Source organism: Corynebacterium sp. KPL2734 (assembly GCF_040225595.1).
GTDB classification, from domain to species: domain Bacteria; phylum Actinomycetota; class Actinomycetes; order Mycobacteriales; family Mycobacteriaceae; genus Corynebacterium; species Corynebacterium rhinophilum.
The window spans coordinates 52,889-75,003 of record NZ_JBEHFO010000005.1 but is presented as its reverse complement, the minus strand read 5'-3'; the positions used below and the strand labels follow the sequence as shown (position 1 = coordinate 75,003).

The window sequence follows — 22,115 nt, the reverse complement described above, 5'->3', positions numbered from 1 at the left end:
CTGAAACCTCATACGAGGCCGCGCAGGGTGGCAAAGGCGTGGTGGACCAGCTCATCGCGTTCCCTTTTGCTGGGGGACCTGCCCAATTCGCAGCGCCTTTTCAGCTCTTGCTGGCAGGCATTGCCGGTGCTGCCGCACGCGGTCAAGATGATGGTGAGCTCGAAGGCCGAATATTCGGGGTAGCGCTCTTGAAAGGCAACGACGACACGGTGCGTGACGCTATCGAATTTCTTCTTTTCCTCGGCGGTGTGGCTGAGGTTTTCCATCGCCTCGCCGATCTTGAACAGGCTGTGCAGCGAGCGCAGCTCCATGTCCTCATTGTCCAGGGCATCAATGAGCGTGTATTCCAAGACAGTAGAGATGGGCTCGCCGGGAAATGTGGTGGGAATGTCCTCTGCGAATGCCTCGAGGACATCCGCGGTGTAGTGCAAGAGGGAATCCGCCACGGAAGAAAAATAATTATGGAACGTGCGCGGGGAAACCCCGACGGCGCTGGTGATATTGGAGACCGTGACTGCCTCAGCGCCGCCGTCCAAGGCGAGGCGGGCCGCGGCATCAGACATGGCCTGCCGCGTTGCTCGCTTCTTGGATTCGCGCAAACTAGTCACGATGAACCTTTCCTACCTTGTCGTGCTGAAAGCGCATGAGTGCCTCGCGCTCCTTGTGCAGGGCCTCGCCCTCGATATCCATATTAGGCACGGTCTTATTCAACCACTTAGGGAACCACCACGCCTTGTCTCCCAAGAGGAACATGGTGGCGGGGATGACCATCATGCGGATAACGAAGGCATCGATAAGCACGCCCATTGCCAGGGCGAAGCCCATGGTCTTAATGAATGGCTCGTCCATCAGGATGAATGCCGCGAAGACCGAAATCATGATGAGCGCTGCGGCCGTGACCACGCGCGCGCCGTGCTTAAAGCCATTCGAGGTTGCGTTGGCGGCGGTCTTGCCGCTGACGTAGCCCTCGCGCATGCGGGTGATCAAGAAGACCTGGTAGTCCATGGCCAGGCCAAAGGTTAGGCCGATGAGCATGATGGGCAGGAAGGATAGCAGCGGCTGCGGGTCGTTGACGAGGCCGAACATACCCTCTTGCCAGATGCCAACGGTGATGCCGAAGGTGGCGGCCACGGAAAGCCCGTAGCCCGCGGCGGCAATGAGTGGAACCCAAATGGAGCGGAAGACCAGCATTAAGACGATGAAGGCAAGGCCCAAGACGATGGCCACATACGGTACGAGCACGCTACTCAGACGCTCAGAAATATCGTCGAAGATCGGGGTGATACCGGTAATGCCGTAGGAGCCGCCGTCCTTAGAAAATTCGCCCTGGTACTCGCGCAGGCGCTCCAAGGTCTCGGTGGTTTTCTCATCGGTTGCGCCGGTGGTCGGCGTGATCATGATCTGGGCGGCATCGCCATTGTCCGTGGTTTGGATGATTTGGGCGTTATCCACGCCCTCGGTGTCGTTGAACTTGTGGAGCAGATCCTGGAAGGCCGGCATGCGGTCTTGTTCGGAGACGTCTTCCACATTGACGAAGGCGATCATCGGGGCATTGCGGCCTGGACCAAAGGCCTCCTCGGACATCTCGTAGGCCTCGCGCTGTGGGGTGCCGGGTTTAGCGGAGCCATCGGTAGGCATGGCCAGGCGCATATTCGCAAATGGGATGGCCAGGATGGCAAGTACGATAACGCCTACGCCTAGGTGCAGCCACGGGTGAGCGCGCACGCGGCGGACCCAGCGCAGCCCCATGGTTGGCTTCTCGTCCTCGGGGTCTGGAACCTTGGGGCCGGGCACGCGCCCGGCGAAGATCTTGGTGCCCAGCAGGCCCAGCACGGCGGGGATAAAGGTATTGGCCACTAGCACGGCGATGACCACGGTGCCCGCGGCGGCGATAGCCATGGTGGATAGGAATGGGATGCCGATAATAGTCAGGGCCGCCAGGGCGATGACCACGGTGGTACCGGCGAAGACGACGGAGCCGCCGGCGGTGCCCAGCGCCATGCCCATGGCGTGAGCGCGGGTTCCCTTATCCATCTTCTTCAGTTCCTTGGCCAGTTCCTTTGGTGTCAGGTTATTCAGGCCCGAGGAGGTGATGAGCTCATTGCGGAAGCGGTTGACAATGAACAGGGCGTAGTCGATGCCCACGGCAAGGCCGATCATGGAGGCCAGCGTCGGGGTCATATCGGAGACGGTATCGGTAAAGATGGTGGCCAGCTGTACGCCGAGGATGCCGATGCCCACGCCGATGACGGCGGAAATCAGCGGCATGCCGGCAGCTACGAAGGAGCCGAAGGTCACCAGCAATACGATGGCGGCAACCACCATGCCGATAAGTTCGGCGCTGCCATTCATGCCAGCCTCGGCCATCGCAAAGGCATTGCCCTGGTACTTAACGGAGAGGCCTTCGCCGTCATGCTCGTGCAGGACATCCGTTACCGCAGCCATATCGTCATCGTTGATGTCCATGACATCAGCGGCATCGAAGGCGATGGTGACGGTGCCGGTGGTCTTATCCTCGCTCAGCGGGGAAAGCTGCTGCAGGTTCTTCGCAACCTGCTCTTCGGGCATGCCTTGGGCCCGCATCTGCTCGCCCATTTGCTTTTCCATGCCAGCGGCGGCGAGGACCGGGCTGACCAACTCATCCTCGTTCTTCAGCGCACCGGTGTCCTTGAGATCTTGGAGCAGCTTGTCGATGTCCCCGGCAACGGCAGCATCGCTCAGCTCCTTGCCCGCAGGGGCCTGGATGACCACGGTGCCCTCTGGGGCGCTCATGGCATCGGTATCTTGATCGAAGTGCTCCATCATCTCTTCTTGAGTAGTGGTGGAGTCCATCTCTGGCATGGCGAAGTTGGGGTTCGGGGTTTTGGCAAAGCCGGCGGTGAGGCCGACCATCGCCACCAAGACGATGAGCCAGAAGGCGAGGAAGGGCCATACCGTTCGGTAGGACCAGCTTCCCAGCCGGTAGAGGAATCTGGACATGGTGAGCTCCTTTATGCGTGAGAGGTATGGGCACTGCTTCTAAAACCTTGCATAGTCTATGCAATCTTGCGGAAATGGTGCAAAATAAGGTGCAGGTAGGCATAGTGGCGCAATAATGTGACCTATAACCCAGCCCAGCCCAGAGTGCGCAGGGTGGCGCGAAGGATCGGTAGACTATCGCGCATGATTCATGCGGTAAGTTTCGCTCTCTTGGATTCGGTCAATGCCTTGCTCATTGGCATCCTCGTGGCCATCGGCATCATGCTCCCGCGCGGGAAGTACCGCTGGATTGCCGGCCTAGTCATCCTGGGCGATTGGTTGGGAGTTCTTACCGCCGCGGCCGTGGTCATGTTCGTCCTATTGGGCGTGCGCGAACAGATAGCGGCCATTTTGGAGTCACCGATTGCCGGCGGCATCCTCATCATCGTCGGCATCGCCCTAGCCTTTGCCGCCTGGCATTCCCAGGGAAAACCCAATGCCTTGATCGGGCGCATGCTGCAACCGCTGCGCAGGCCTTCTATCACCACCGTGCTTATCGGGTTCGTGATGGGCGTGGTGCAATCGCTGACCTCCGTGCCGTTTTATTTTGGCCTCATGTTCTTAGCCACCGAGGATCTGTCGCTCGCCGCCCAATACGGCGGCCTTCTGTGGTACGCCACCCTGGCGCTTTCCCTGCCGGTGGTGTGCGGCCTTTTCATCGCCGTGGTGCGCGCCCACCCAGACTCAGCTGCTGGTCGAGTCTTTGCAGCGGCACGCGAAAACAGCACGCGGGTAGCACTCATCAGCGGCTATGTAGTTGCCGCCTTCCTTATCATCATGGGTGTCGTGAACCTGTAGGGATGCGCTAGTCAAAGTAGACATCATCAAGCGCGAGCTCAGAGGCAGATTGCTGTTGTGCAAGGTCCACGTAGCGCGCGGCGTGTGGGATAAACGCCGCGGACTGCTCGGCGGAAAGCTCGCGACGCACGGTGGCCGGGACGCCGGCGGCCAAGGAGCGGGCCGGGATTTCCGCGCCCTCGCGCACCAGCGCGCCGGCGGCGATGAGTGAACCGGGCCCGATGGTGGAGCGAGATAGCAGGGTAGCGGACATGCCCACCAGGCTGCCAGCGCCCACATGGGTGCCGTGGAGCATGGCCATGTGGCCTACCGTGACATCGTCTTCAAGGGTGCACGGTGCCTCCCGTTCCACGTGGATAACGCTATTGTCCTGAATATTGCACCGGCTGCCAATGCGGATGGGGCCAACATCGCCGCGCAGCACGCAGCCATAAAATACGGAAGAATCTGGGCCGATTTCCACATCACCAATGATGGTGGCATTCGGCGCGATCCACGCGCTGCGGTGGATGCGCGGGCGCGCGCCTTGGAAGGGATAAATAGGCATTATTCCACCACCACCGCGAGGCTGGGGGACAGCTCGAACTCGCTGGGGGCATCGGCAAGCGATGCCCCTGCAAGCTCGGCCTGAGAAAGCGCGCTCGCCAGCGTCGGCGTGATGGGGATGATCCAGCCGTGCTTGGGGTCTTTCACCGGCAGCATATCCTTCGTCACGGCGGGGAAATGCGCCGTGGTGGTGGGGGAGATAAGGGTCGCGGACTCGCGCGAACCGGCGAGCTCAGCAAGGGCCCGCGCGCCCTGCTGGCCGGTAATAATGATGATCAGCTGGCCGGCGGTCCTAATATCTAGCCGGTCCACCTGCACGGTCGTCGTGGCGGAATCAGGCCGCGCCAAGTGCGGCGCCCCATTCCCGGTAAGTTTGGCAAGAGCGTCCAATAATCCCATAGCCTTTAAGTCTAGCCGCGCAGCCAGGAAGCGGGGTTGACCGCCGTAACATTACCGCGCGTATTATGGGAGACCATGATTGATGCCAGCAACACCGCCCTTGTTATCGAAGGCGGCGGAATGCGCAATTCCTATACCGCCGCCTGCATAGTCAAACTCATCCAAGAAAACGTCACCTTTGGATGGGTAGGCGGAGTATCTGCCGGCGCCTCCCACACGGTTAATTACCTCTCGCACGATGCCAAGCGCGCGGAGGAATCCTTCACGGATTTTGTCAATAACCCCAGCTTTGGCGGCGTGGGCTCGCTGGTGCGCGGCAATGGCTATTTCAATGCGGAATATATCTATGAGCGCTCCGCGGATAAGGATATGCCCTTTGACTGGGATGCGTACCGCAAGCACCCAGCGGATATGGTCCTCGCCGCCGCGCGGGCCGATACCGGCGAATCCGTGTATTGGACCCGCGATGATGTGAAGGAACCAGAAGATCTGTATGTGCGGGTGCGCGCCTCCTCTACGCTGCCGCTGCTTATGCCCATCCGCATCATCGATGGCTCGCCCTATGTGGACGGCGCCTTGGGCTCGTCCGGTGGAATTACCATCGAGCAAGCGGAAGAGGCCGGCTACGAGAAATTCCTCTTCATCGGCTCCAAGCCGCGCGGATATGTCCGCCCCGAGGTAGCGCGCCCGGCGATTACCCGCCGCATTTTCCGCAAGTACCCCGCTATTGCCGATGCCCTCATTGGCCGCCCACCCATCTATAACGCGGCCAAGGACCGGCTCCTCGAGCTAGAGCGCCAAGGCAAGGCGCAGCTGTTTTTCCCGGAAGATATGCAGGTGGCCTCTACCGAGCGCAATGTGGATAAGTTGCGCGCGAATTACCAGGCCGGCAAGGCGCAAACCCATGCCGAGTGGCCAAAGTGGAAAGAATTCCTACTGGATTAGCTCACCTCTGGGCGGTGGTGTGAGATCGCCCTCCTGATTCTTTGTGGCAGCAGGAGGGATAATCGCGTGCGCTGCACTAATGGCGGTATTCGGTGCAAGGTGCGAAGGTTTTTCAGCTAGCTAAATCGCGCCAAGCTCCTAAGATTGCACAGCGTGTTAGCGATTTTTGATGGCAATATTTGGCTGAGCATTTTCTTCATGATCGTGCTCGGCACGCTTTTTGGCATGATTCCCTTTGGCCCGCTGCGCTTCGGCGCGGCGGGTACCCTTTTTGTCGGCTTAGCCTTCGGGTCCTTTATTGATCTGGATGACAATATCCTTAGTTCCTTGCAGGAGCTGGGTTTGGGCCTCTTTATCTATATGCAGGGGCTCTCTGCCGGCGAGGCCTTCTTCAAGGGCTTTTCTACCCAGCTAAAGCACATGTTGCTCGCCACGGTGGCGGTAATAGCCGCGGCGGCTGCGGCGCTGGGCATAGGCAGCCTCATGGGGCTATCGCCGCTGGCGGTGACCGGCGTATTCTCCGGCGCGACGACGTCCACGGCATCGCTGGCCGTGGCCCAGCAGCAATCCGGCGAGGAGCTGCCCGCCGTGGGCTATTCCTTGGCCTATCCAGTCGGCGTGGCCGTGGCCATCCTCCTCGTGGCATTCATCCTGCGGCATAGTTGGCCCGCGCAGAAGGACCAGGACCACTCGGCGGAAAAGATTTTCCGCTCGCGGACGATTAAGGTCACCCGCGAAATTTCCTATGCCGAGCTGCGCGAGAAATTCGCGGATCATTTCATCATCGCCACCATCCGCCGCGGCCGTGACATCGACGTGCCGGGCGATAACCCAGAATTGCACCGCGGCGATGTCCTGCGCGTGCTGGTGACCAAGGCAAAGGCTAAGGAGCTTACGGGTGCCCTGGGAAAGCGCCAGCCCCAAACCCCGTTTGTGGATAAGCGCCTGGTCAATGAGACCGTGGCCATTTCCAATGAGGATATTGAGGGCCGCAAGGTCAAGGAGTTAAACCTCTTTTCGCGTTACGGCGCGCGGATTGTGCGGGTGCGCCGCGGCGATGAGGAATTCCTTGCCACCAATGAAACCCACCTTGAATCCGGCGATGATCTAGAAATCGTGGTCAAGCATGACCGCCTGGGTGATGTTCGCGATTATTTTGGCGATTCCGTGACCGCATACTCGCAGCTTAATTGGGTAGCACTCGGCGGTGGGCTGACCATCGGCTACCTGATTTCCCTCATCGTGATTCCGCTGCCTGGTGGTGCGTCCTTCGAGCTCGGGTTCGCGCTGGGCCCACTGATCACCGGCCTAGTCCTCGGCGCCCTGCACCGCACCAGCCGCATTCCGTGGCAGATCCCGTCCCCGATTAATACTGCATTTCAGCAGTGGGGGCTTGCCATCTTCTTGGCCTCGGTGGGCCTGTCCTCCGGCGAGGCCTTTGTATCCACCGCCTTTTCCTGGATGGGTCTAAAATCCATGGTGCTGGCCGCGATCATCGCCGTTATCATCATCGGGATTTTCGCGGTGGCCAGCCGTTTTATGGGGCAATCCGAAACCCGCACCTCCGGCGGAATTTCCGGCCTCTTTGGCCAGCCCGCGGTGGTCAATTACGCCACGGGCGCCAGCTCGGATTCGCGAATACTTACCGGCTATACCTCCACCATCGTGGTGGCGCAGTTCATGAAGATCGTGGTCATCCCGGTCATGCTGCTCTGACGGGGCAGCCGCTCTATTAATCCGCGACCAAGGTCTCCATGGTCAGCTCTGGGTGTTCCTTCTCAATGAAGGCGAGCTTCCACTTATCGCCAAATAGGGCGATAAGCTCGCCGTCTTGGCGGGTGAAGATCTCCACGCCGCGCTGGCGGCCGAGTTCCGGTGCGGATTCGGCATCGGTGCGCCGCGCCACGGAGTAGGGGATGGGCTCGGTGACGGTTTCGACGTTGTACTCGAATTCCATGCGGGCCTGCATGACCTCGAACTGCATGGGGCCGACCGCCGCCATGACCGGGGAAGCATCACCGCGCGCATCGTTGCGCAGGACTTGCACTACGCCTTCGGCCGAGAGCTGTTCCAAGCCCTTGCGGAAGGCCTTGTACTTGCCCAGCGATTTCGCGCGCAAGATGCGGAAGGCCTCCGGGGCGAATTGGGGCATGGGCTTGAACTGCACCTTTTTGCCGGAATAGATGGTGTCACCGGGTGCTAGCGAGCCCGCGTTGACGAGGCCCACGATATCGCCTGGGTAAGCGGTATCCACGGTATCGCGGGTGCGGCCAAAGACCGTCAGCGCATACTTGGTGGAAAAACTGCGGCCGGATTGGGCGTGGTTGACCTGCATGCCGCGCTCGAATTCGCCGGAGACCACGCGCATAAACGCCAAGTTGTCGCGGTGTTTTTGGTCCATGCCCGCCTGCACCTTGAAGACGACGCCGGAGAAGTCATCGGCTACCTCGCGGACCTCATCGATAGCGCTGGTGGCTGCCTCCACGGCCTTGGGATCGGATTCGCGGGAATGCGGCGCCGGGGCGATGGCACACAAGGTATCCAGGATCTGGTGGACACCGAAGTTCAGCATGGCCGAGGCGAAGATGAGCGGGGAGGTCACGCACTGCTCAAAAAGTTCTTGATCGTGCAGGGCGCCATCGGCAGCAAGCAGCTCGGCTTCCTCTACCGCGGTTTCCCACACATCCTCTTCCTTTTCTTCTGCGGCGGCAGGATCGTAGTGCTCTTCCGGCGCGATGGTGGAACCACCGGCGGTGCGGATGAAGTGGATGTAGTTATCGGCCTCGCCGTCATCATTGATGTGGGCCAGGCCGCGGAAATCGCCCGCGATGCCCACCGGCCAGTACAGCGGGGTGGGCTGCAACTGGATTTCGTTTACGATCTCATCAACGAGCTCGAGTGGCTCGCGGCCCACGCGGTCCCACTTGTTGATCACCGTGACGATGGGCAGCCCGCGCGCCTTACAAACGCGGAAGAGCTTGAGGGTTTGTGGCTCGAGGCCCTTGGCGGCATCGATAAGCATCACTGCGGCATCTACCGCGGTGAGCACGCGGTAGGTATCCTCCGAAAAGTCCGCGTGACCTGGGGTATCAACCAGGTTGATCATATAAGGCTCGCCCTCGTGTCCCTCCGGGGCGTATTCAAACTGCAGCGCGGACGAGGCGACGGAGATACCGCGGTTTTTCTCCATGTCCATCCAGTCAGACACGGTGGACTTGCGGTTGCCCTTGCCGTGGACCGCGCCGGCCTCATTAATCACGTGCGCATGCAGCGCCAGCGCCTCCGTCAGCGTGGACTTACCGGCATCCGGGTGGGCGATAACGGCGAACGTGCGGCGGCGCGAGGCCTCAAAAGCGACAGAACTCATGCGCCATAGTCTAGTGGTTTCCCGCTACCACTCCACATTGAGGCGGCGGCCCAGATCCTCAAAGACGCGGTGTGCCACAGAGGTATTCTTCGCAATCGGGCGCTGCATGCCCAGCGTGCGTTTATTATTGTAGTATTCCCCGGACTGGAAATGGATGCCCTCGGTGCCGGTGAGGAAGTAGGCCAAGTTCTCGCCGCCGGCCTCTGCGGTGCCAAAGGCCTTGCCGATGACCCCGGAGTACAACTTGCCGGTCAGCCCCTTAGAGGACTTGCCAAACTCGGTGGCTAAAACGCCTGGGTGAAAGGACACCGCGTTGATGCCGTGGGCATCGATAAAGCGGGCGAGCAAGATATCCGCTAGCTTGGCATTGCCGTATGCGCGCTCTGGGCTGAAATGCTCCAGCGTATTGGGATCTGCCGGATCGAAATTTGAGATCAGCATATTGGCCAACGACGCCGTATTGACCACGGTGGCGCTACTATCGCGCAGCTTTTCTTGCAACAGAGATGTCAAAAGGAAAGGTGCGACGACATTGACCTGCCACGTGCGCTCGAACCCATCAGCGGTCATGGTAGGGCCATCGAAGATGCCGCCGGCATTATTGCCCAAGGCATCGATGCGCTCGAGTTGTTGCAGGTCATCAGCCAGCTGGCGCACCTCAGCAAGCGATTCGAAATCGGCGAGGAAATACTGCCCGTCCACTTCCTTAGCAACGGCCTTGGTCTTGTCCGGATTGCGGCCGATGATGACGAGGTCATCCTGCGGGCGGGTGCGGTGAATCTGCTGGGCGGCTGCGGCACCAATGCCTGACGATGCCCCGGTGATCACGATGGTCCTAGCAGCGGAGTACGGCGAAGTCATAGGCTAGATTCTAGCTATGGACGCGACATCCGTCCGCGACATTCGTTCGTGATATTTGTCCGCGGCGTCGCGCCGCACAGTTCCGCGTGGGGCTGGACAGGTCTATACTTCCGGCTTGTGAAGCGCCTGCTTTTTCTGCGGCAATGGGGACCAGCGCGGCTAACCGCCACCGGGTTTCTACTGCTCATCCTGATAGGAACGGTTTTGTTATTGCTGCCGTTCGCCGAGGCGGGAGATTCCCGCGCCTCGTTTTTATCCGCCCTCTTTACCGCGACCTCCGCGGTCTCGTTGACCGGGCTGGTCGTGGTTGATACCGGCAGTTTCTGGAGTCCAGCCGGGCAAGTGGTCATCTTGGCCCTTATCCAACTGGGCGGTTTGGGGATTATGTCGCTGGCCTCGCTTTCCGGTTGGCTTTTAACCGGCCGGATTAGCTTTAAGGCGCGCAAGACCGGTGCCTATGAAAGCCGGCCCATCCTCGCCGGTGGCATCCGCCGCACCCTGATTTTTACCTTCGCCTTTACCGCGGTGGTAGAAAGCATTATCGCTGTGGCGGTCACCGCGCGCCTGATGGTGGGCTACGGGCATTCCTTCCCGCGGGCGTTATGGGAGGGCATCTTTCATGCCATTTCGGCGTTCAATAACGCTGGGTTTAGCACCAATGGCGATAACCTCGTGCCGTTTGTGGGCGATGCCTGGATACTAATGCCGCTGGCCGGAGCGGTCATCGGCGGCGGGCTGGGTTTTCCAGTCTGGGCGGAATTGATGCGCCACCTGCGGCGCGGGTCGGAGGCGACGCGTCGCATCTCTATTACCGCGCGGATGACGCTGGCGGCAACCGGCGTGCTCATTGTGGCCGGCACGATATTTTTTGCCTTGACGGAGTGGAATGGCGTACTGGCACCGATGGCGTGGGGCGAGAAGCTCCTCAACTCGTTCTTTGCCAGCGTATCCCCGCGCACGGCCGGTTTTAATACCTTTGACTACGGCGAGGTCCACCCGGTGACGCTCATGGGCACCGATATCTTGATGTTTATCGGCGGCGGCTCGGCCGGTACCGCCGGCGGCATTAAGGTCACCACGGCGTGCGTGCTATTGGCCGCCATGGCCGCTGAGTTCTTGGGCAAGGAAAAGACCTCCATCTACCACCGCAGCCTTCCCCATAGTGTGACCCGACAGGCGCTAGCATTGAGCTTTGCTGGCGTGCTGGTGGTGACCTTGGGCGTAGCGGCGCTGCGCTTTTTCGACCCGCAATTTAGCGGCGATCAGGTCTCCTTTGAGGTCATGTCCGCCTTTGCCACCGTGGGCCTATCCACCGGGATTACCGCCAGCTTGTCCGCACCCTCACAAATCGTGCTGTGTTTCATCATGTACCTGGGCCGCGTTGGTCCAACCACCCTGGTAGCAGCGTTGGCGGCCAAGAACCTCAGTCGCCGCTATAGCTACCCCGAAGAAAGGCCCTTCATTGGCTAGCATTTTTAAGGCGTTGGGCCACTCCCGCGCCACCCTCGACATTGCCTCGGTCGTCGTCATTGGCTTGGGGCGGTTTGGTTGCTCCCTGGCTAGCGAGCTCATGGGTCATGGGGTAGAGGTCCTCGGCATCGATTCCGATGAGAAGATCGTGCGCGAACGAGCGCCCCATTTAACCGAGGCCATTTCGGCGGATACCACCGATCCGGCGGCGCTGCGCCAGCTGGGCATCGACGAGGTGGAGCGAGTCATCGTGGGCATCGGCTCGCACTTGGAGGCGTCTATCCTCACCGTCTCCAATTTGGTGGAGCTGGGGGTCAAAGATATTTGGGCCAAGGCTAATTCGGAGGCCCACGAGCGCATCCTGCGCCAGATTGGCGCCCACCACGTCATCCGCCCTGAGCGCGATACCGGCCGCCGCGTGGCCTACCTCTTGGGCGGGCGCTTCCGCGACTTTGCTGAGATCGCCCCGTACTACGGCGTGACGCAGATGGCCGCGCCCTCCTCGGTTACTGGCCGCCCACTCGATTTGGGCGAGGTTTGGCGCACCCACCACGTGCAGTTGGTGTCGGTCTGCCAGGCGGAGGGTGCTTGGGCCCCGCTTGCCGATGCCACCCAGCTCGCCCCCACCGACTTCATCGTCGCCGCCGGCAGCCCACAGGCGCTGGAGAAATTTTCCCAGTCTTAGCGCGAATGAATGCGGTTTTGGGCTTGTACGAGCCCTTGCGTGGCGATGAGCCGGGCGGCTTCGGCGGCGGACGCAATGGCGGTATCGAAGCCGGGGCCGGCATCGACAGGCGCTAAGACGTAATCCGGAATCGACGAACCCTTTGGCGGGCGCGCAATGCCAATGCGCACGCGCACATAATCCCGCGTGCCCAGGTTGTGCGTCAGCGATTTCAGCCCGTTGTGCCCATTTTCATTGCCGCCTTGCTTTAGCCGAATCTTATTGGCAGGCAAGTCTAGTTCGTCGTGGATGACGATGATGTGGTCCGCCGCAATGCCCAAAGCTTGCGCCAGCGGGGCAATCGGATCACCAGAGAGGTTCATAAACGTCGTCGTGCGCACTGCCAGGACGCGGGTATCGCCCCAGCACAGCGGGGCTACCTCGAGGTCCATTCCGCGCACCGGCTCGAGCACGTCGCCGCCTTGGGCCAGCACATCGTCCACGGCCATGTATCCCACGTTATGGCGCGTGGCGGCGTACTTCGCGCCGGGGTTGCCCAGGCCAATGATGAGCCAGTCTGCTTCTAACTCGGCCGGATCCAGCCCCTGCTGCGCTTGCGGGGGCCCGCCGAAAAACCGGGCAATAAAATCTTTCAAAGCTGCCACGAATGCGCCTTTCTAGCTCGGTACAGTAGTTTCCTATGAGCCAGGTTATTCAATCTTTGCGCCGAACCGTAATACCAGCGCCCATGGCGGGCGGGCCTACCACCGTGGATCTGGTGCGCGCTGCGCATCAGGCCGGCTCCTTTGGCACCTTGGGGCTTGGGTCTGCCAGCGTGGATTCCGCCCGCAGCCAGATTGATGCCTGCGCCGGCATCCCCTTCGGAGTGAACCTGTTTTGCCCGCAGGATCCGTTAACTCCCACACAGTTGGCCGCCGCCGCGGAACTGGCCGCGGCCGAAGGTGCCTCGCTACCGGATCCCGATTACTCCTTTGGCTTCCATGACAAGCTCGAGCTGGCTCTTGAGGGCGGCGCCCGCGTCGTGTGGTCCATGTTCGGCACCTTTGACTCTGAGCAGCTTGCCCGCATCTACGCCGCGGGTGCCGAGGCTTGGACCACCGTCACCACGCCCGACGAGGCCCGCGCCGCCGCCACGCTGGGGGTGGACGCGCTGTGCGTACAAGGGCCCGCTGCCGGCGGGCACCGCGGCACGTGGGACCGCACCGCGCTTCCCGATGATCGACCCCTCCCAGATCTCATCGCCGCCGTCCACGAAGCCGTCCGCGTGGTCGCACCGAACGTCCCGCTGATTGCTGCGGGTGGGCTGCGCACTGCAGGAGAGGTAACCCAGGTATTAAGCCTGCCCGGAGTGGCCGCCGCATCGTGCGGCTCTGCCTTTTTGCTGAGCCAAGAAGCAGGAACCAGTGACTACAACCGCAAGCTTCTCCAGCGCGGAGGGGCCACCGTATCCACCCGCGCCTTTTCCGGGCGGCATGCGCGCGGCTTAGAGACCGACTACACCCGCACCCACCCCGGTTTACCCCCGGTATATCCCATGCTTAATTCCGTGCTCAAGGAACGCCGAGCGCAGCACGATGCCGCCGTAGACTACTGCCTCGTAGGTGAGCCGGCGACAAAAATCCGCGGGGGTAGTGTCGCAGACATTCTGGACTCCCTATGCCAAAACAAACACTGATACACGCTAAAATTTGGGGCGAAGATTTCTAGCCACCCCCGAAATAGAAATGGATGGAGCCTCGTGACTGCGAACGCACATATTGGACATGATGACTGGAACGAGCGCCTGGAATTGGCGCAACAGATGATTCCCCTCATCCACCAACTGCACCGCAATAACAACGTCGTCGCCACCATCTTCGGCCGCCCGTTGGTTGGGCAGACCGATATCGACATCATTAAGTCCCACCGCTACGGACGCCGCATTGCCCAGCGCCAGCTCTCTACGGCAGAAACCCTGCCCATCCTGTCCGAACTTGCGGATATGAACCTAAGCTCCGCATCCATCGACGTCGGGCGCCTCCTCTTGGGCTTTGAAGAGTCGGGCGAAGATGACCTGCGCCGCTACCTCGAAGATGAACTCACGGAAATCGTCGGTGCCGGTGAAGACATCGACCCAACCGATGTCGTGCTCTACGGCTTTGGCCGCATCGGCCGCCTCCTTGCCCGCATCCTCGTCGCCCGCGAGGCAGCTTACGGCGGCGTGCGCCTGCGTGCGATTGTGGTGCGCAATAAGGGCGAAGGGGACATCATCAAGCGCGCCAGTCTTCTGCGCCGCGATTCTGTCCACGGTGCTTTCAACGGCACCATCAGCGTGGACGAGGAAGAACAGGTTATCTGGGCCAATGGCACGAAGATCCAGATGATCTACGCCAACGATCCAGCCACGATTGATTACACCGAATACGGCATCAACAACGCCGTGCTGGTAGATAACACCGGTGTTTGGCGCGATAAGGAAGGCCTGTCCCAGCACCTTAAGGCCAAGGGCGTGGCCCGCGTGCTGCTGACCGCACCGGGCAAGGGCGATATTAAAAACATCGTCTTTGGCATCAACGATTCCGCCATTACCGATGACGATAAGATCCTCTCTGCCGCATCGTGCACCACCAACGGCATTACCCCGGTGCTCAAGGTGATCAATGACCGCTACGGCGTGGCGCACGGCCACGTGGAAACCGCGCACTCGTTTACCAATGACCAAAACCTCATTGATAACTACCACAAGGGCGAGCGCCGTGGCCGCGCCGCTGGCCTGAACATGGTGCTTGCCGCCACCGGTGCCGCCAAGGCTGTGGCTAAGGCCCTGCCTGAGTTCGAAGGCAAGCTGACCGGTAACGCCATCCGCGTTCCCACTCCGGACGTGTCTATGGCGGTGCTTAACCTAGAGCTGGAGCAAGAGGTCGACCGCGATGAGGTCAATGACTTCCTGCGCAATGTCTCCCTGCATTCGGATCTGCGCCAGCAGATTTCCTACATTGCCTCCCCAGAGGTCGTCTCCAGTGACTTCGTGGGCAATACCAATGTCGGCATCGTTGATGGTATCGCCACCATCGCTTCCGGCAAGCACTTGGTGCTCTACGTCTGGTACGACAACGAGTTCGGTTACTCCAACCAGGTCGTTCGCATCGCTGAGGAGATTGCCGGTGCTCGCTCGCGTGTTTACCCGAAGCGCAAGCACATCGACGAGCTCTAAGTCGGCGGTCCTGGGCTTGAGCTGTTGAGCCCTCGAACGCCCTCTTCCCCCTCCTAAATCACGGGGGTGAGGCGATGGGGAGGGCAGGGGAGGGGGACGGAGCTTTCGGTGCGGGAGGCCGCTATCGCCTACCGCTGGTGGACCTGGTTCTGCGCGGCCCCGGGCGCTGTTGGGCCGAGGGGTCGGCCGCCACTCGGTCCCGATTCGCGTGGGGGTCCCTATGTGGATTGTCAATAGTCAGGCGGGACTTTCACGTACATCGTATGGGGGGTAGCCATGACTGATCGCCGGGCCGCATCGTGCGGGCCGGCGGTGATCAGCGCAGCGGCCTACGCAGCCGTGGCGATGGTTCTAGCAGGGATTTCTCGGAAGAACTCACACCGAGTCAACAGGGCATAGATGACGTTGCAGCGGCTCCGGGCAAGCCACATCACTGCGGCATTATGTTTCTGTCCTTCAGCCCGTTTACGCAGGTAGTAGTCGCGCGATGTGGGATGGCAGTTCGACGCGATCCACGCCGATCGAAACATCGCGTTTTTCAACTGTTTATTGCCAGCCCTGGTGGGAAACTCGCCGCGGACCGACGTACCCGACTGCCGGGTGGTCGGCGCGATGCCGGCGTAAGCGGCCAAGTGCGCGGCGTCGGCGAAGTCCTGGCAATCGCCGATGGACAACAAGATGCTAGAGGCGGTCTCGATGCCTACGCCGGGCATCGACATCAAGACCTGGGCAAGAGAGAACGATTCGAGCATCTCCTCGACTTGTCCGGCGATCGTGTCGCGCTGTGCTAGAAGCGCTTTGATGTTCGCCGCCAGCTGGGGAATGACCAATTCTGCTGCCGCAGTGCCGGGTACCGTGACAGTTTGCTCGGCAAGGGCGGCGAAAATTGCGTCAACCAGGGAAGCAGGATCCTTCTTGGCGCGGTTGCGCATCCACTTCAGGACCCGGCCTCGACCTGCGGCGGCCAGTTTTGTCGGACCTTCGTAGTGGATGAGCGAGTCCAGCACCAGCGTGCGCGAGAGAATCTCGCCTGCAAAGACGCGCTCGAGTGCGGGGTGAATCTGTGTGAGCACGCTGCGAAGGCGGTTTTTCGTTCGGGTGGCGTCTTTGGCGATGTCGTCGTGGAATCCGGCGAGCATCTTCAGCGCTGCTAGTGTCTCGTCGTCGCGGTCGACTGCCCGCAGTGTGTGCGGCATGGTGCGGGCGGTGTCGGCGATGATGAATGCATTCCGGCGGCGGTTTTTGATCGTCCAGGGTAGAGATCGGCTGCTTTTCGCATGGCTAGGTCGGGGAGGTCTCCGACCGTGCAACCGCAGTCGCGGGCCACGGCGATGGGCAGGGCGCCGATCGTGTTGGGTTGATCGATGACCATGAGAACGCTGCCGTGGGCTTGCATGGACGCGAAGATTTCGCGCCGTGCGGCTTCGTCTTGGGGTAGTGGTTTGTCGTAAATTCTCTCGCCGGTGTTGGTCAGCGCGCAGGCATGGTGGCCGGTTTTGCCGACGTCGAGGCCGATGATGATTTCGGGTGTTGTGGACGGTTCCATGGTGGTGTCCTTCTGTTGCGGCTGGTCGCCGGTGTCTTGGACATCCGTTGCAGGCACCCACGTTACGACGAGACCTCTGTTTGGTCCGTGTCCCTATTAGCTGTCAGCGGTTGTCCCCGGTGTCCGGTGGCAACACCCCGGATTATGGAAATGTTCACGCAGATAAGCCATACCGGGCCCGGTGACCGCGCCCCGTGAGGGGCACCATCACGGTAACGGGGGGTGAGGGGGTTAAGGTCAGTAAATTGATCCTTGCGTAATGCGATAAGCATTGCCTAACCTAATACTGGTTCAGGTGGTGTTCCCGATCGGGAATCGGCAACGGAAGCGAGGCGGTGACGATGAACGGAAAACGTGGATCGACCGGAGAACCCCTCTCCGGAGGGGGAGCCGGGGACGCGGTGGCGTCGCAGACGGATGACGGACGGTTGGTGCACGTCGCACCGGTCGCAGCGGGTGGCCGACCATCCACCCGCGACATGCTCGTCGCCGCCGCGATTGGCGTCGCGGGGTCTCTCATCATCGTGCCCCTGACTTACCTGCAGGTGTTCGCCGGCATCGCCCACGTTTATCTCGTCGCGGCGACGCTCGGGTTGTGGTTCCTGCAGTGCGTTGTTCCCCTCATCGTCGTCCGCAAGCCTGGCGCGAGCCTCATCGCATGCCTTGCCATGGGCGTCGTGTCCGCGGCGACCACCCCATTCGGCGTCGCCGCAATCGGGGCGCTGATTGTGGAAGGATTGCTCATCGAGCTTCCGTTCATGGTCACCCTGTACCGGCGGTGGACGCGTCCCCAGTTCGTGGCATCGGCGATGTTGTTCTCCGCGCTGATGGGAACGATGGCCCCGCGCGCAGTCGGCGTCGACTCGCTGACCACGCCCATGGCCCTGATCAGCTTCGCCGTAGCCTTGGCATCGAGCCTGGTGTTTTTGGTCCTGGGCTTTGCCGTCGCAAAGGGGCTTCGCAGCCGCGGGGTCACCCGGTGACCGCCGGAGCACCCGCGTGCGCCGGTGCGACACGCGGGACGGCCCCGGCCCGGTTACGGGTTAGTGGCGCGGGCGTGCGGCATGCCGATGGGCGATGGGCACCCGACATGGTGGATCTCTCCTTCGATTTCGGCACGATCAACGCCATCACGGGACCCGTGGGATGCGGAAAGACGAGCCTGGCCCACCTTATCGCTGGACTGATCCCCTCGCACATCCCCATCGACCATGCCGGATTCGTGCACATCGTCGATGCCGACGGCACCGAACGCCCCGTGGACGGGGATCGGGTCACCTTCGTCGGGCAAGACCCGGCGACGCAGGTGCTCACGCTCCGAGTCGTCGATGACGTGTCCATGGCCCTCGAGTTTTCCCTCGTGGAAGCCGGCATCGTCGCCAAGCGATCAGCCGAGGCCCTATCGGAGCTCGGGCTGTCAGAGCTCGCGGAGAAGGATCCGTGGGCTTTGTCGGGTGGGCAACGCCAGCGGATGGCCATCGCCGGTGCGGTGGCCAGGGCGCCGGAGGTCATGATCTTCGACGAGCCCGCGGCCCACGTCGACGAGGACGGTCGCCGGTCGCTGTTCGCCGCCATCCGTGATTTGCGGGCCCCGGGTCGCGTCATCCTGCTCATCGAGCACGACCTCCGCCCGTTCGACGGGTGGGTCGATACGGTGACAATCCTCGATGCGGACGGGAGCGTCGCCGCGCACGGAGCGCCGGAGGGCATCGGGGTGAAGGGCATTGCGACGTCGGCCGCGACCGCCGGAGCGCCGGACGCCAGTACGCCGGGCACGGGGGCACCGGACCGTCTCAGTCCGGACCGGCGGCGAAGGCCCCGGGGAGCCGGGGATGGCGCCGATCCGGAATCGGAGGCGGACGCCGTTCCACTGCTGGCCTTGACCGGAGCCCATGTGGCCCGGGGCAGGGAGCGGATCCTGAATGGGGCCGATCTGACACTGGAACGGGGCGAGATCCATGCCCTGGTCGGCACCAACGGAGCCGGTAAGTCCACCTTGCTGGCGGTGCTGTCGGGCCAGATGAAGGCGGGAGCGGACCTCCGGATCGACGGCGAGCCAGCCCGGCGCGCCCCCGACGCCTTCGCGTCGTGGGCGTTCCAGAACCCCGAGCACCAGTTCACCCGCGCGACCGTCGCCGCAGAAATCGACTCCGCGCTGGCCGGCACGGACCCGCACGGGCCACTCGGCGCCGATGAGCTGCGGAAACTGCGGGAAACCCTGTGCCCCCGGGCACTTGACCCCGTCTCGCCGTTCGTCCTGTCGGGCGGACAGAAAAGACGGTTGGGCATCTTCCTGGCGGTGGCGGCCAATCGCCGTTTGCTGCTTCTCGACGAGCCGTTGGCGCACCTGGATTCGCCGAGCTCGCGCATCGTGCTGGATGCGCTGGCGGAATACGCTGGGGCCGGCGGAACCGTTGTGTTCACGTGCCACGACCGCCGTGTCGCGCGAACGTGGGCGGATCGGGCGAGCATCGTCGCCGAAGGGAAGGTCGCCTGGTCCGGTCCCGCGACCGACGTGCCGGCTGCCCCGGAGTCGTCCCGGCGGGATCGCGCACTGCCCGCGGCCGGCGCACGGACGTCCGGGGACGAAAGCCCCTGGACCGGTGAATCCGACGCTCGGAGGCGCGCGGGGTTGAACGCCATCACGATCGTCGCGGCGGTGATGCTCGTTCTCGTCGCCGGGCTGCTCTCCGGCGGAGACGCCGTTCTCGCGCTGACGGGGGTTGCGTTCCTCGCACTCGCTGCGATCGCGGAACGCGACGTTCGGGCGACGGCGGGGAAGGTCCTCCTCGTCCTGTTGATCGGGGTGTTCTTCGGCCTGCTCGGGTGGCGCTCCGAGTTCTACGGCGGTGGGGATCCGGCGGAGGCCGTCCGCCACGGCATCCATCACGGACTGCTGCTGACGGCCGTGTTCGCGGGGACGGTCCTGGTCTCCGCGTGCATGCGCGTCGAGGAGCTTTTCGACGCCATGGTGCAACGCCTCCGGGTTCCCTACACATGGTGCACCATAGCGATTTCCGGGGTGAGCATCGCGGCGTTCCTGCGCAGCGAAATCCCCCATCTGACATGGGCGATTAGATTGCGCTCGATGCGACCGGGGCAGTCTTTCCGCTCCGGCTTCATTCGCGCGACGACGCCCGCGTGCATCGCCTTTCCCTTGTTCGTCAGCGCTGTGCGCTGCGCCGAAAAGCTGTCCATGACCCTGGCGATGCGCAACTTCGGCCGTCATCCGCGGCGCACCTTCCGCACCGATCACCCCTGGCGAGTGCGTGACGGGTTCGCGGCCGCAGCGTCCGCCGCGGCCTTCGTCGCCGCCCTGGTGTCCGCAGTGACTTGACGGGCACCCGGAACCGGCGGGTCCCGGGCCCCCGAGCGTTTCCGAGCTTGTGCGGAGACGCGCCCCACCCAGTTGCTTCACCCTTTCAACCCTTCAGACACATCCTCCGGGTCACGCCATGCGGGCCCGGTCCGCCCGGCACCGGCATGGCGCCGACAACCGAAAGAGGTACCAATGAACACGATCCGGACCATCAGCGACGTGCTTCGGGACAAGGCCGATGAGACGAAAAAGGGGATCACCTTCGTCGAGAATCGGCGGGACGTCTTCGTCCCGTATGGCCGGGTCCACGCGGAGGCGGTGGCGGCTGCGACTCGGTTGGCTGAAGCCGGCATCGGCCCCGGTGATCGCGTGATCTTCCAAGTTTCGGAGAACCGCGGGCTCATCCGGGCGTTCTGGGGCTGCGTCTACGCCGGCGCGGTTCCGGCGCTTGCGCCGCCGGTGTCGGGCCCGGTTGACGTCGACAGGGTGCGGACGCTCTCGGACATGATGCCCGGGGCCCCGATCCTGGTCGACGAACGCAGTCACACGCTGCTCACCGGCGCAAACGGTGCCGTGGTCGTGGGCGAGGACCGGCTGCTCGACGTGTCCATCGTCAATGACGCTGCCGCGGATCCGGGTGCGGCGATGCCGGGTGATGCTGAATCGGACTTCTCCCAGGCGGGGGACGTGGATTCCGGGGATGGCGACGGGGCGGTCCCTGCGTTCCCGGTGCGAGGTGGGACGGCCGGCGAAGCCCTCATCCAGTTTTCGTCCGGCTCCACGGGATCGCCAAAGGGCGTCATCGTAACCAACGAGTCCGTGCTGAACGGTCTGCGCGCGACGATCCCACGCCACGCGCACCGGTACGAGAACAAGATGCTCACGTGGCTGCCTTTGACCCACAACCTTTCGCTGATCGGTTTCCACGTCTACGCCCTTTTTCGTGGGTACGACCAGGTGTTGCTGCCGGTTTCCGAGGTGGTCGCCGATCCCCCGAGGTGGTTCGAGGCCGTGACCAGGCACCAGCCGACGGTGACAGTGTGCCCGAACTTCGCGTTCAAGCATTTCCTGCGCCATCTCGAGCGCCGGCCCCTCGGGGATGACCACGGTTACGACTTCTCCAACGTCCAGAAGCTGATGAGCGGTTCTGAACCCATCGACGCTCCATTGGCCCGGAAGTTCCTCGCGGCGATGTCCGCCATGGGCCTCCGGGAGGATGCCCTGACCTCCGCCTACGGAATGTCCGAAGCTTGCCTCCTGGTTACGACCCGGGACATCTACTCGGGTCTGTCCACGGTGCGACTTGACCGGACGGGCATCGCCACGGGGCAGCGTTTCGAGGACATCGAGAGCGAGTCCGGAGCTGAGTTCGTCGCCTTGGGCAAGGCCGTCCCGGGGATCTCGTTGACCATCCGCGATGACGGGGGCGGGGTCCTCGGCGACGGCACCGTCGGTGAAATCCACATCGCCGGCGCTCCGATGACCCGAGCCGCGATCACAGCAGAGGGGATCGTGGAGCACGAGCTCACCGATGACGGGGCGTTCGCAACGGGGGACATGGGCATTCTCCGCGACGGCGAGTTGTTCGTCCTCGGCCGGAAGAAGGACATCATCTTCGTCAACGGCCGGAACTACTATTCGGCTGATTTGGAAGCCGTGCTGGAGAATGCGCTTGACCGCGATGTTGCCGTTCTCGGCCGGAGCAACCCAGCCACGGGCGAAGAGGAGATCGCCGTGTTCTTGGCCAGGCGGACCCCGACCGATCGTAAGGCCGACGATGCGACCGGTGCCGGGCGATCGGACGGGGATGAACCTCCGATCTCTGAACAGGCGGTGGCCCGGTCCGCGACGACCGAACTGATGCGCGTCGCCGGGGTGCCCGTCTCCCGGGTTCTGTGGGTCGACGAGCTGCCCGTCGCGTCGAACGGCAAGAAGCTCCGTCGCAAGCTCGAGGCTTTGCTCTGAGGA

General features: G+C 62.4%; 17 protein-coding genes and 1 pseudogene. 10 read left to right on the top strand and 8 right to left on the bottom strand.

What is annotated here, in order from left to right:
• Nucleotides 1-8: 8 nt before the first annotated feature.
• Together ABRP88_RS04870 and ABRP88_RS04865 are read right to left on the bottom strand one after the other, a co-directional pair.
• Nucleotides 9-608: a TetR/AcrR family transcriptional regulator gene (locus ABRP88_RS04870; protein WP_349836430.1), complete on the bottom strand. Its 600-nt coding sequence runs from the start codon at nt 606-608 to the stop codon at nt 9-11.
• A complete protein-coding gene (locus ABRP88_RS04865) occupies nt 601-2,979 on the bottom strand; it encodes an MMPL family transporter (protein WP_349836428.1) in 2,379 nt (792 codons plus the stop codon). The genes ABRP88_RS04870 and ABRP88_RS04865 overlap by 8 nt, the downstream gene beginning before the upstream one ends.
• A gap of 183 nt (nt 2,980-3,162) precedes the next feature.
• Here ABRP88_RS04865 and ABRP88_RS04860 point away from each other — a divergent pair, with 183 nt between their 5' ends.
• The gene (locus ABRP88_RS04860; RefSeq protein WP_284783375.1) at nt 3,163-3,816 is read left to right on the top strand and encodes a hypothetical protein; all 654 of its coding nucleotides are present in this window, start codon (nt 3,163-3,165) and stop codon (nt 3,814-3,816) included.
• 7 nt (nt 3,817-3,823) lie between these two features.
• Here ABRP88_RS04860 and ABRP88_RS04855 read toward each other — a convergent pair whose 3' ends face one another.
• Both ABRP88_RS04855 and ABRP88_RS04850 read right to left on the bottom strand, forming a co-directional pair.
• The gene (locus ABRP88_RS04855; RefSeq protein WP_284783377.1) at nt 3,824-4,363 is read right to left on the bottom strand and encodes a gamma carbonic anhydrase family protein; all 540 of its coding nucleotides are present in this window, start codon (nt 4,361-4,363) and stop codon (nt 3,824-3,826) included.
• On the bottom strand, nt 4,363-4,761 hold the full coding sequence (locus tag ABRP88_RS04850) for a hypothetical protein (RefSeq protein WP_349836426.1): 399 nt from the start codon (nt 4,759-4,761) through the stop codon (nt 4,363-4,365). The genes ABRP88_RS04855 and ABRP88_RS04850 overlap by 1 nt, the downstream gene beginning before the upstream one ends.
• Before the next feature lie 75 nt (nt 4,762-4,836).
• Between ABRP88_RS04850 and ABRP88_RS04845 the strand changes: the two genes are divergently transcribed.
• Together ABRP88_RS04845 and ABRP88_RS04840 are read left to right on the top strand one after the other, a co-directional pair.
• Nucleotides 4,837-5,706: a patatin-like phospholipase family protein gene (locus ABRP88_RS04845; RefSeq protein WP_284852446.1), complete on the top strand. Its 870-nt coding sequence runs from the start codon at nt 4,837-4,839 to the stop codon at nt 5,704-5,706.
• 153 nt (nt 5,707-5,859) lie between these two features.
• Nucleotides 5,860-7,422, top strand: a complete 1,563-nt coding sequence (locus tag ABRP88_RS04840) for an aspartate-alanine antiporter-like transporter (RefSeq protein WP_284851813.1) — start codon at nt 5,860-5,862, stop codon at nt 7,420-7,422.
• A gap of 16 nt (nt 7,423-7,438) precedes the next feature.
• Here the strand turns inward: ABRP88_RS04840 and ABRP88_RS04835 are convergent, their stop codons facing one another.
• Together ABRP88_RS04835 and ABRP88_RS04830 are read right to left on the bottom strand one after the other, a co-directional pair.
• Nucleotides 7,439-9,073 (bottom strand): peptide chain release factor 3, encoded by a 1,635-nt coding sequence (locus ABRP88_RS04835; RefSeq protein ID WP_284771081.1) that lies wholly within the window; start codon nt 9,071-9,073, stop codon nt 7,439-7,441.
• A gap of 24 nt (nt 9,074-9,097) precedes the next feature.
• Nucleotides 9,098-9,934 (bottom strand): SDR family NAD(P)-dependent oxidoreductase, encoded by an 837-nt coding sequence (locus tag ABRP88_RS04830; protein ID WP_349836424.1) that lies wholly within the window; start codon nt 9,932-9,934, stop codon nt 9,098-9,100.
• A gap of 117 nt (nt 9,935-10,051) precedes the next feature.
• On the opposite strand from ABRP88_RS04830, the gene ABRP88_RS04825 reads away from it, so the two are divergent.
• Together ABRP88_RS04825 and ABRP88_RS04820 are read left to right on the top strand one after the other, a co-directional pair.
• Complete coding sequence (locus tag ABRP88_RS04825; RefSeq protein ID WP_349836422.1) at nt 10,052-11,404, top strand: TrkH family potassium uptake protein; 1,353 nt, start codon at nt 10,052-10,054, stop codon at nt 11,402-11,404.
• The gene (locus ABRP88_RS04820) at nt 11,397-12,089 is read left to right on the top strand and encodes a potassium channel family protein (protein WP_349836420.1); all 693 of its coding nucleotides are present in this window, start codon (nt 11,397-11,399) and stop codon (nt 12,087-12,089) included. The genes ABRP88_RS04825 and ABRP88_RS04820 overlap by 8 nt, the downstream gene beginning before the upstream one ends.
• Here ABRP88_RS04820 and pth read toward each other — a convergent pair.
• Nucleotides 12,086-12,733: an aminoacyl-tRNA hydrolase gene (gene pth, locus ABRP88_RS04815; protein WP_349836418.1), complete on the bottom strand. Its 648-nt coding sequence runs from the start codon at nt 12,731-12,733 to the stop codon at nt 12,086-12,088. The two genes, ABRP88_RS04820 and pth, sit on opposite strands and share 4 nt — an antisense overlap.
• 35 nt (nt 12,734-12,768) lie before the next feature.
• Between pth and ABRP88_RS04810 the strand changes: the two genes are divergently transcribed.
• Together ABRP88_RS04810 and ABRP88_RS04805 are read left to right on the top strand one after the other, a co-directional pair.
• A complete protein-coding gene (locus ABRP88_RS04810) occupies nt 12,769-13,764 on the top strand; it encodes a nitronate monooxygenase (RefSeq protein ID WP_349836417.1) in 996 nt (331 codons plus the stop codon).
• Nucleotides 13,765-13,827: 63 nt separating this feature from the next.
• Complete coding sequence (locus ABRP88_RS04805) at nt 13,828-15,282, top strand: glyceraldehyde-3-phosphate dehydrogenase (RefSeq protein ID WP_349836416.1); 1,455 nt, start codon at nt 13,828-13,830, stop codon at nt 15,280-15,282.
• Between the two features lie 329 nt (nt 15,283-15,611).
• Here ABRP88_RS04805 and ABRP88_RS04800 read toward each other — a convergent pair.
• A pseudogene (locus ABRP88_RS04800) lies at nt 15,612-16,828 on the bottom strand (IS110 family RNA-guided transposase).
• A gap of 341 nt (nt 16,829-17,169) precedes the next feature.
• On the opposite strand from ABRP88_RS04800, the gene ABRP88_RS04795 reads away from it, so the two are divergent.
• The 3 genes from ABRP88_RS04795 (at nt 17,170) to ABRP88_RS04785 (ending at nt 22,112) form a co-directional block, all read left to right on the top strand.
• Nucleotides 17,170-17,811: an ECF transporter S component gene (locus ABRP88_RS04795; protein ID WP_070732999.1), complete on the top strand. Its 642-nt coding sequence runs from the start codon at nt 17,170-17,172 to the stop codon at nt 17,809-17,811.
• Nucleotides 17,812-17,918: 107 nt separating this feature from the next.
• Nucleotides 17,919-20,165, top strand: coding sequence for an ATP-binding cassette domain-containing protein (locus ABRP88_RS11450; RefSeq protein WP_502879859.1), 2,247 nt, complete (start codon nt 17,919-17,921; stop codon nt 20,163-20,165).
• 174 nt (nt 20,166-20,339) lie between these two features.
• On the top strand, nt 20,340-22,112 hold the full coding sequence (locus ABRP88_RS04785; RefSeq protein WP_349836415.1) for an AMP-binding protein: 1,773 nt from the start codon (nt 20,340-20,342) through the stop codon (nt 22,110-22,112).
• Nucleotides 22,113-22,115 lie beyond the last annotated feature (3 nt).

Bases quoted from the DNA above. Each gene is read 5' to 3' on its own strand.
- ABRP88_RS04865 (WP_349836428.1), bottom strand. From the start codon at position 2,979: ATGTCCAGATTCCTCTACCGGCTGGGAAGCTGGTCCTACCGAACGGTA.
- ABRP88_RS04860 (WP_284783375.1), top strand. From the start codon at position 3,163: ATGATTCATGCGGTAAGTTTCGCTCTCTTGGATTCGGTCAATGCCTTG.
- ABRP88_RS04855 (WP_284783377.1), bottom strand. From the start codon at position 4,363: ATGCCTATTTATCCCTTCCAAGGCGCGCGCCCGCGCATCCACCGCAGC.
- ABRP88_RS04850 (WP_349836426.1), bottom strand. From the start codon at position 4,761: ATGGGATTATTGGACGCTCTTGCCAAACTTACCGGGAATGGGGCGCCG.
- ABRP88_RS04845 (WP_284852446.1), top strand. From the start codon at position 4,837: ATGATTGATGCCAGCAACACCGCCCTTGTTATCGAAGGCGGCGGAATG.
- ABRP88_RS04835 (WP_284771081.1), bottom strand. From the start codon at position 9,073: ATGAGTTCTGTCGCTTTTGAGGCCTCGCGCCGCCGCACGTTCGCCGTT.
- ABRP88_RS04830 (WP_349836424.1), bottom strand. From the start codon at position 9,934: ATGACTTCGCCGTACTCCGCTGCTAGGACCATCGTGATCACCGGGGCA.
- ABRP88_RS04810 (WP_349836417.1), top strand. From the start codon at position 12,769: ATGAGCCAGGTTATTCAATCTTTGCGCCGAACCGTAATACCAGCGCCC.
- ABRP88_RS04795 (WP_070732999.1), top strand. From the start codon at position 17,170: ATGAACGGAAAACGTGGATCGACCGGAGAACCCCTCTCCGGAGGGGGA.
- ABRP88_RS11450 (WP_502879859.1), top strand. From the start codon at position 17,919: ATGGTGGATCTCTCCTTCGATTTCGGCACGATCAACGCCATCACGGGA.
- ABRP88_RS04785 (WP_349836415.1), top strand. From the start codon at position 20,340: ATGAACACGATCCGGACCATCAGCGACGTGCTTCGGGACAAGGCCGAT.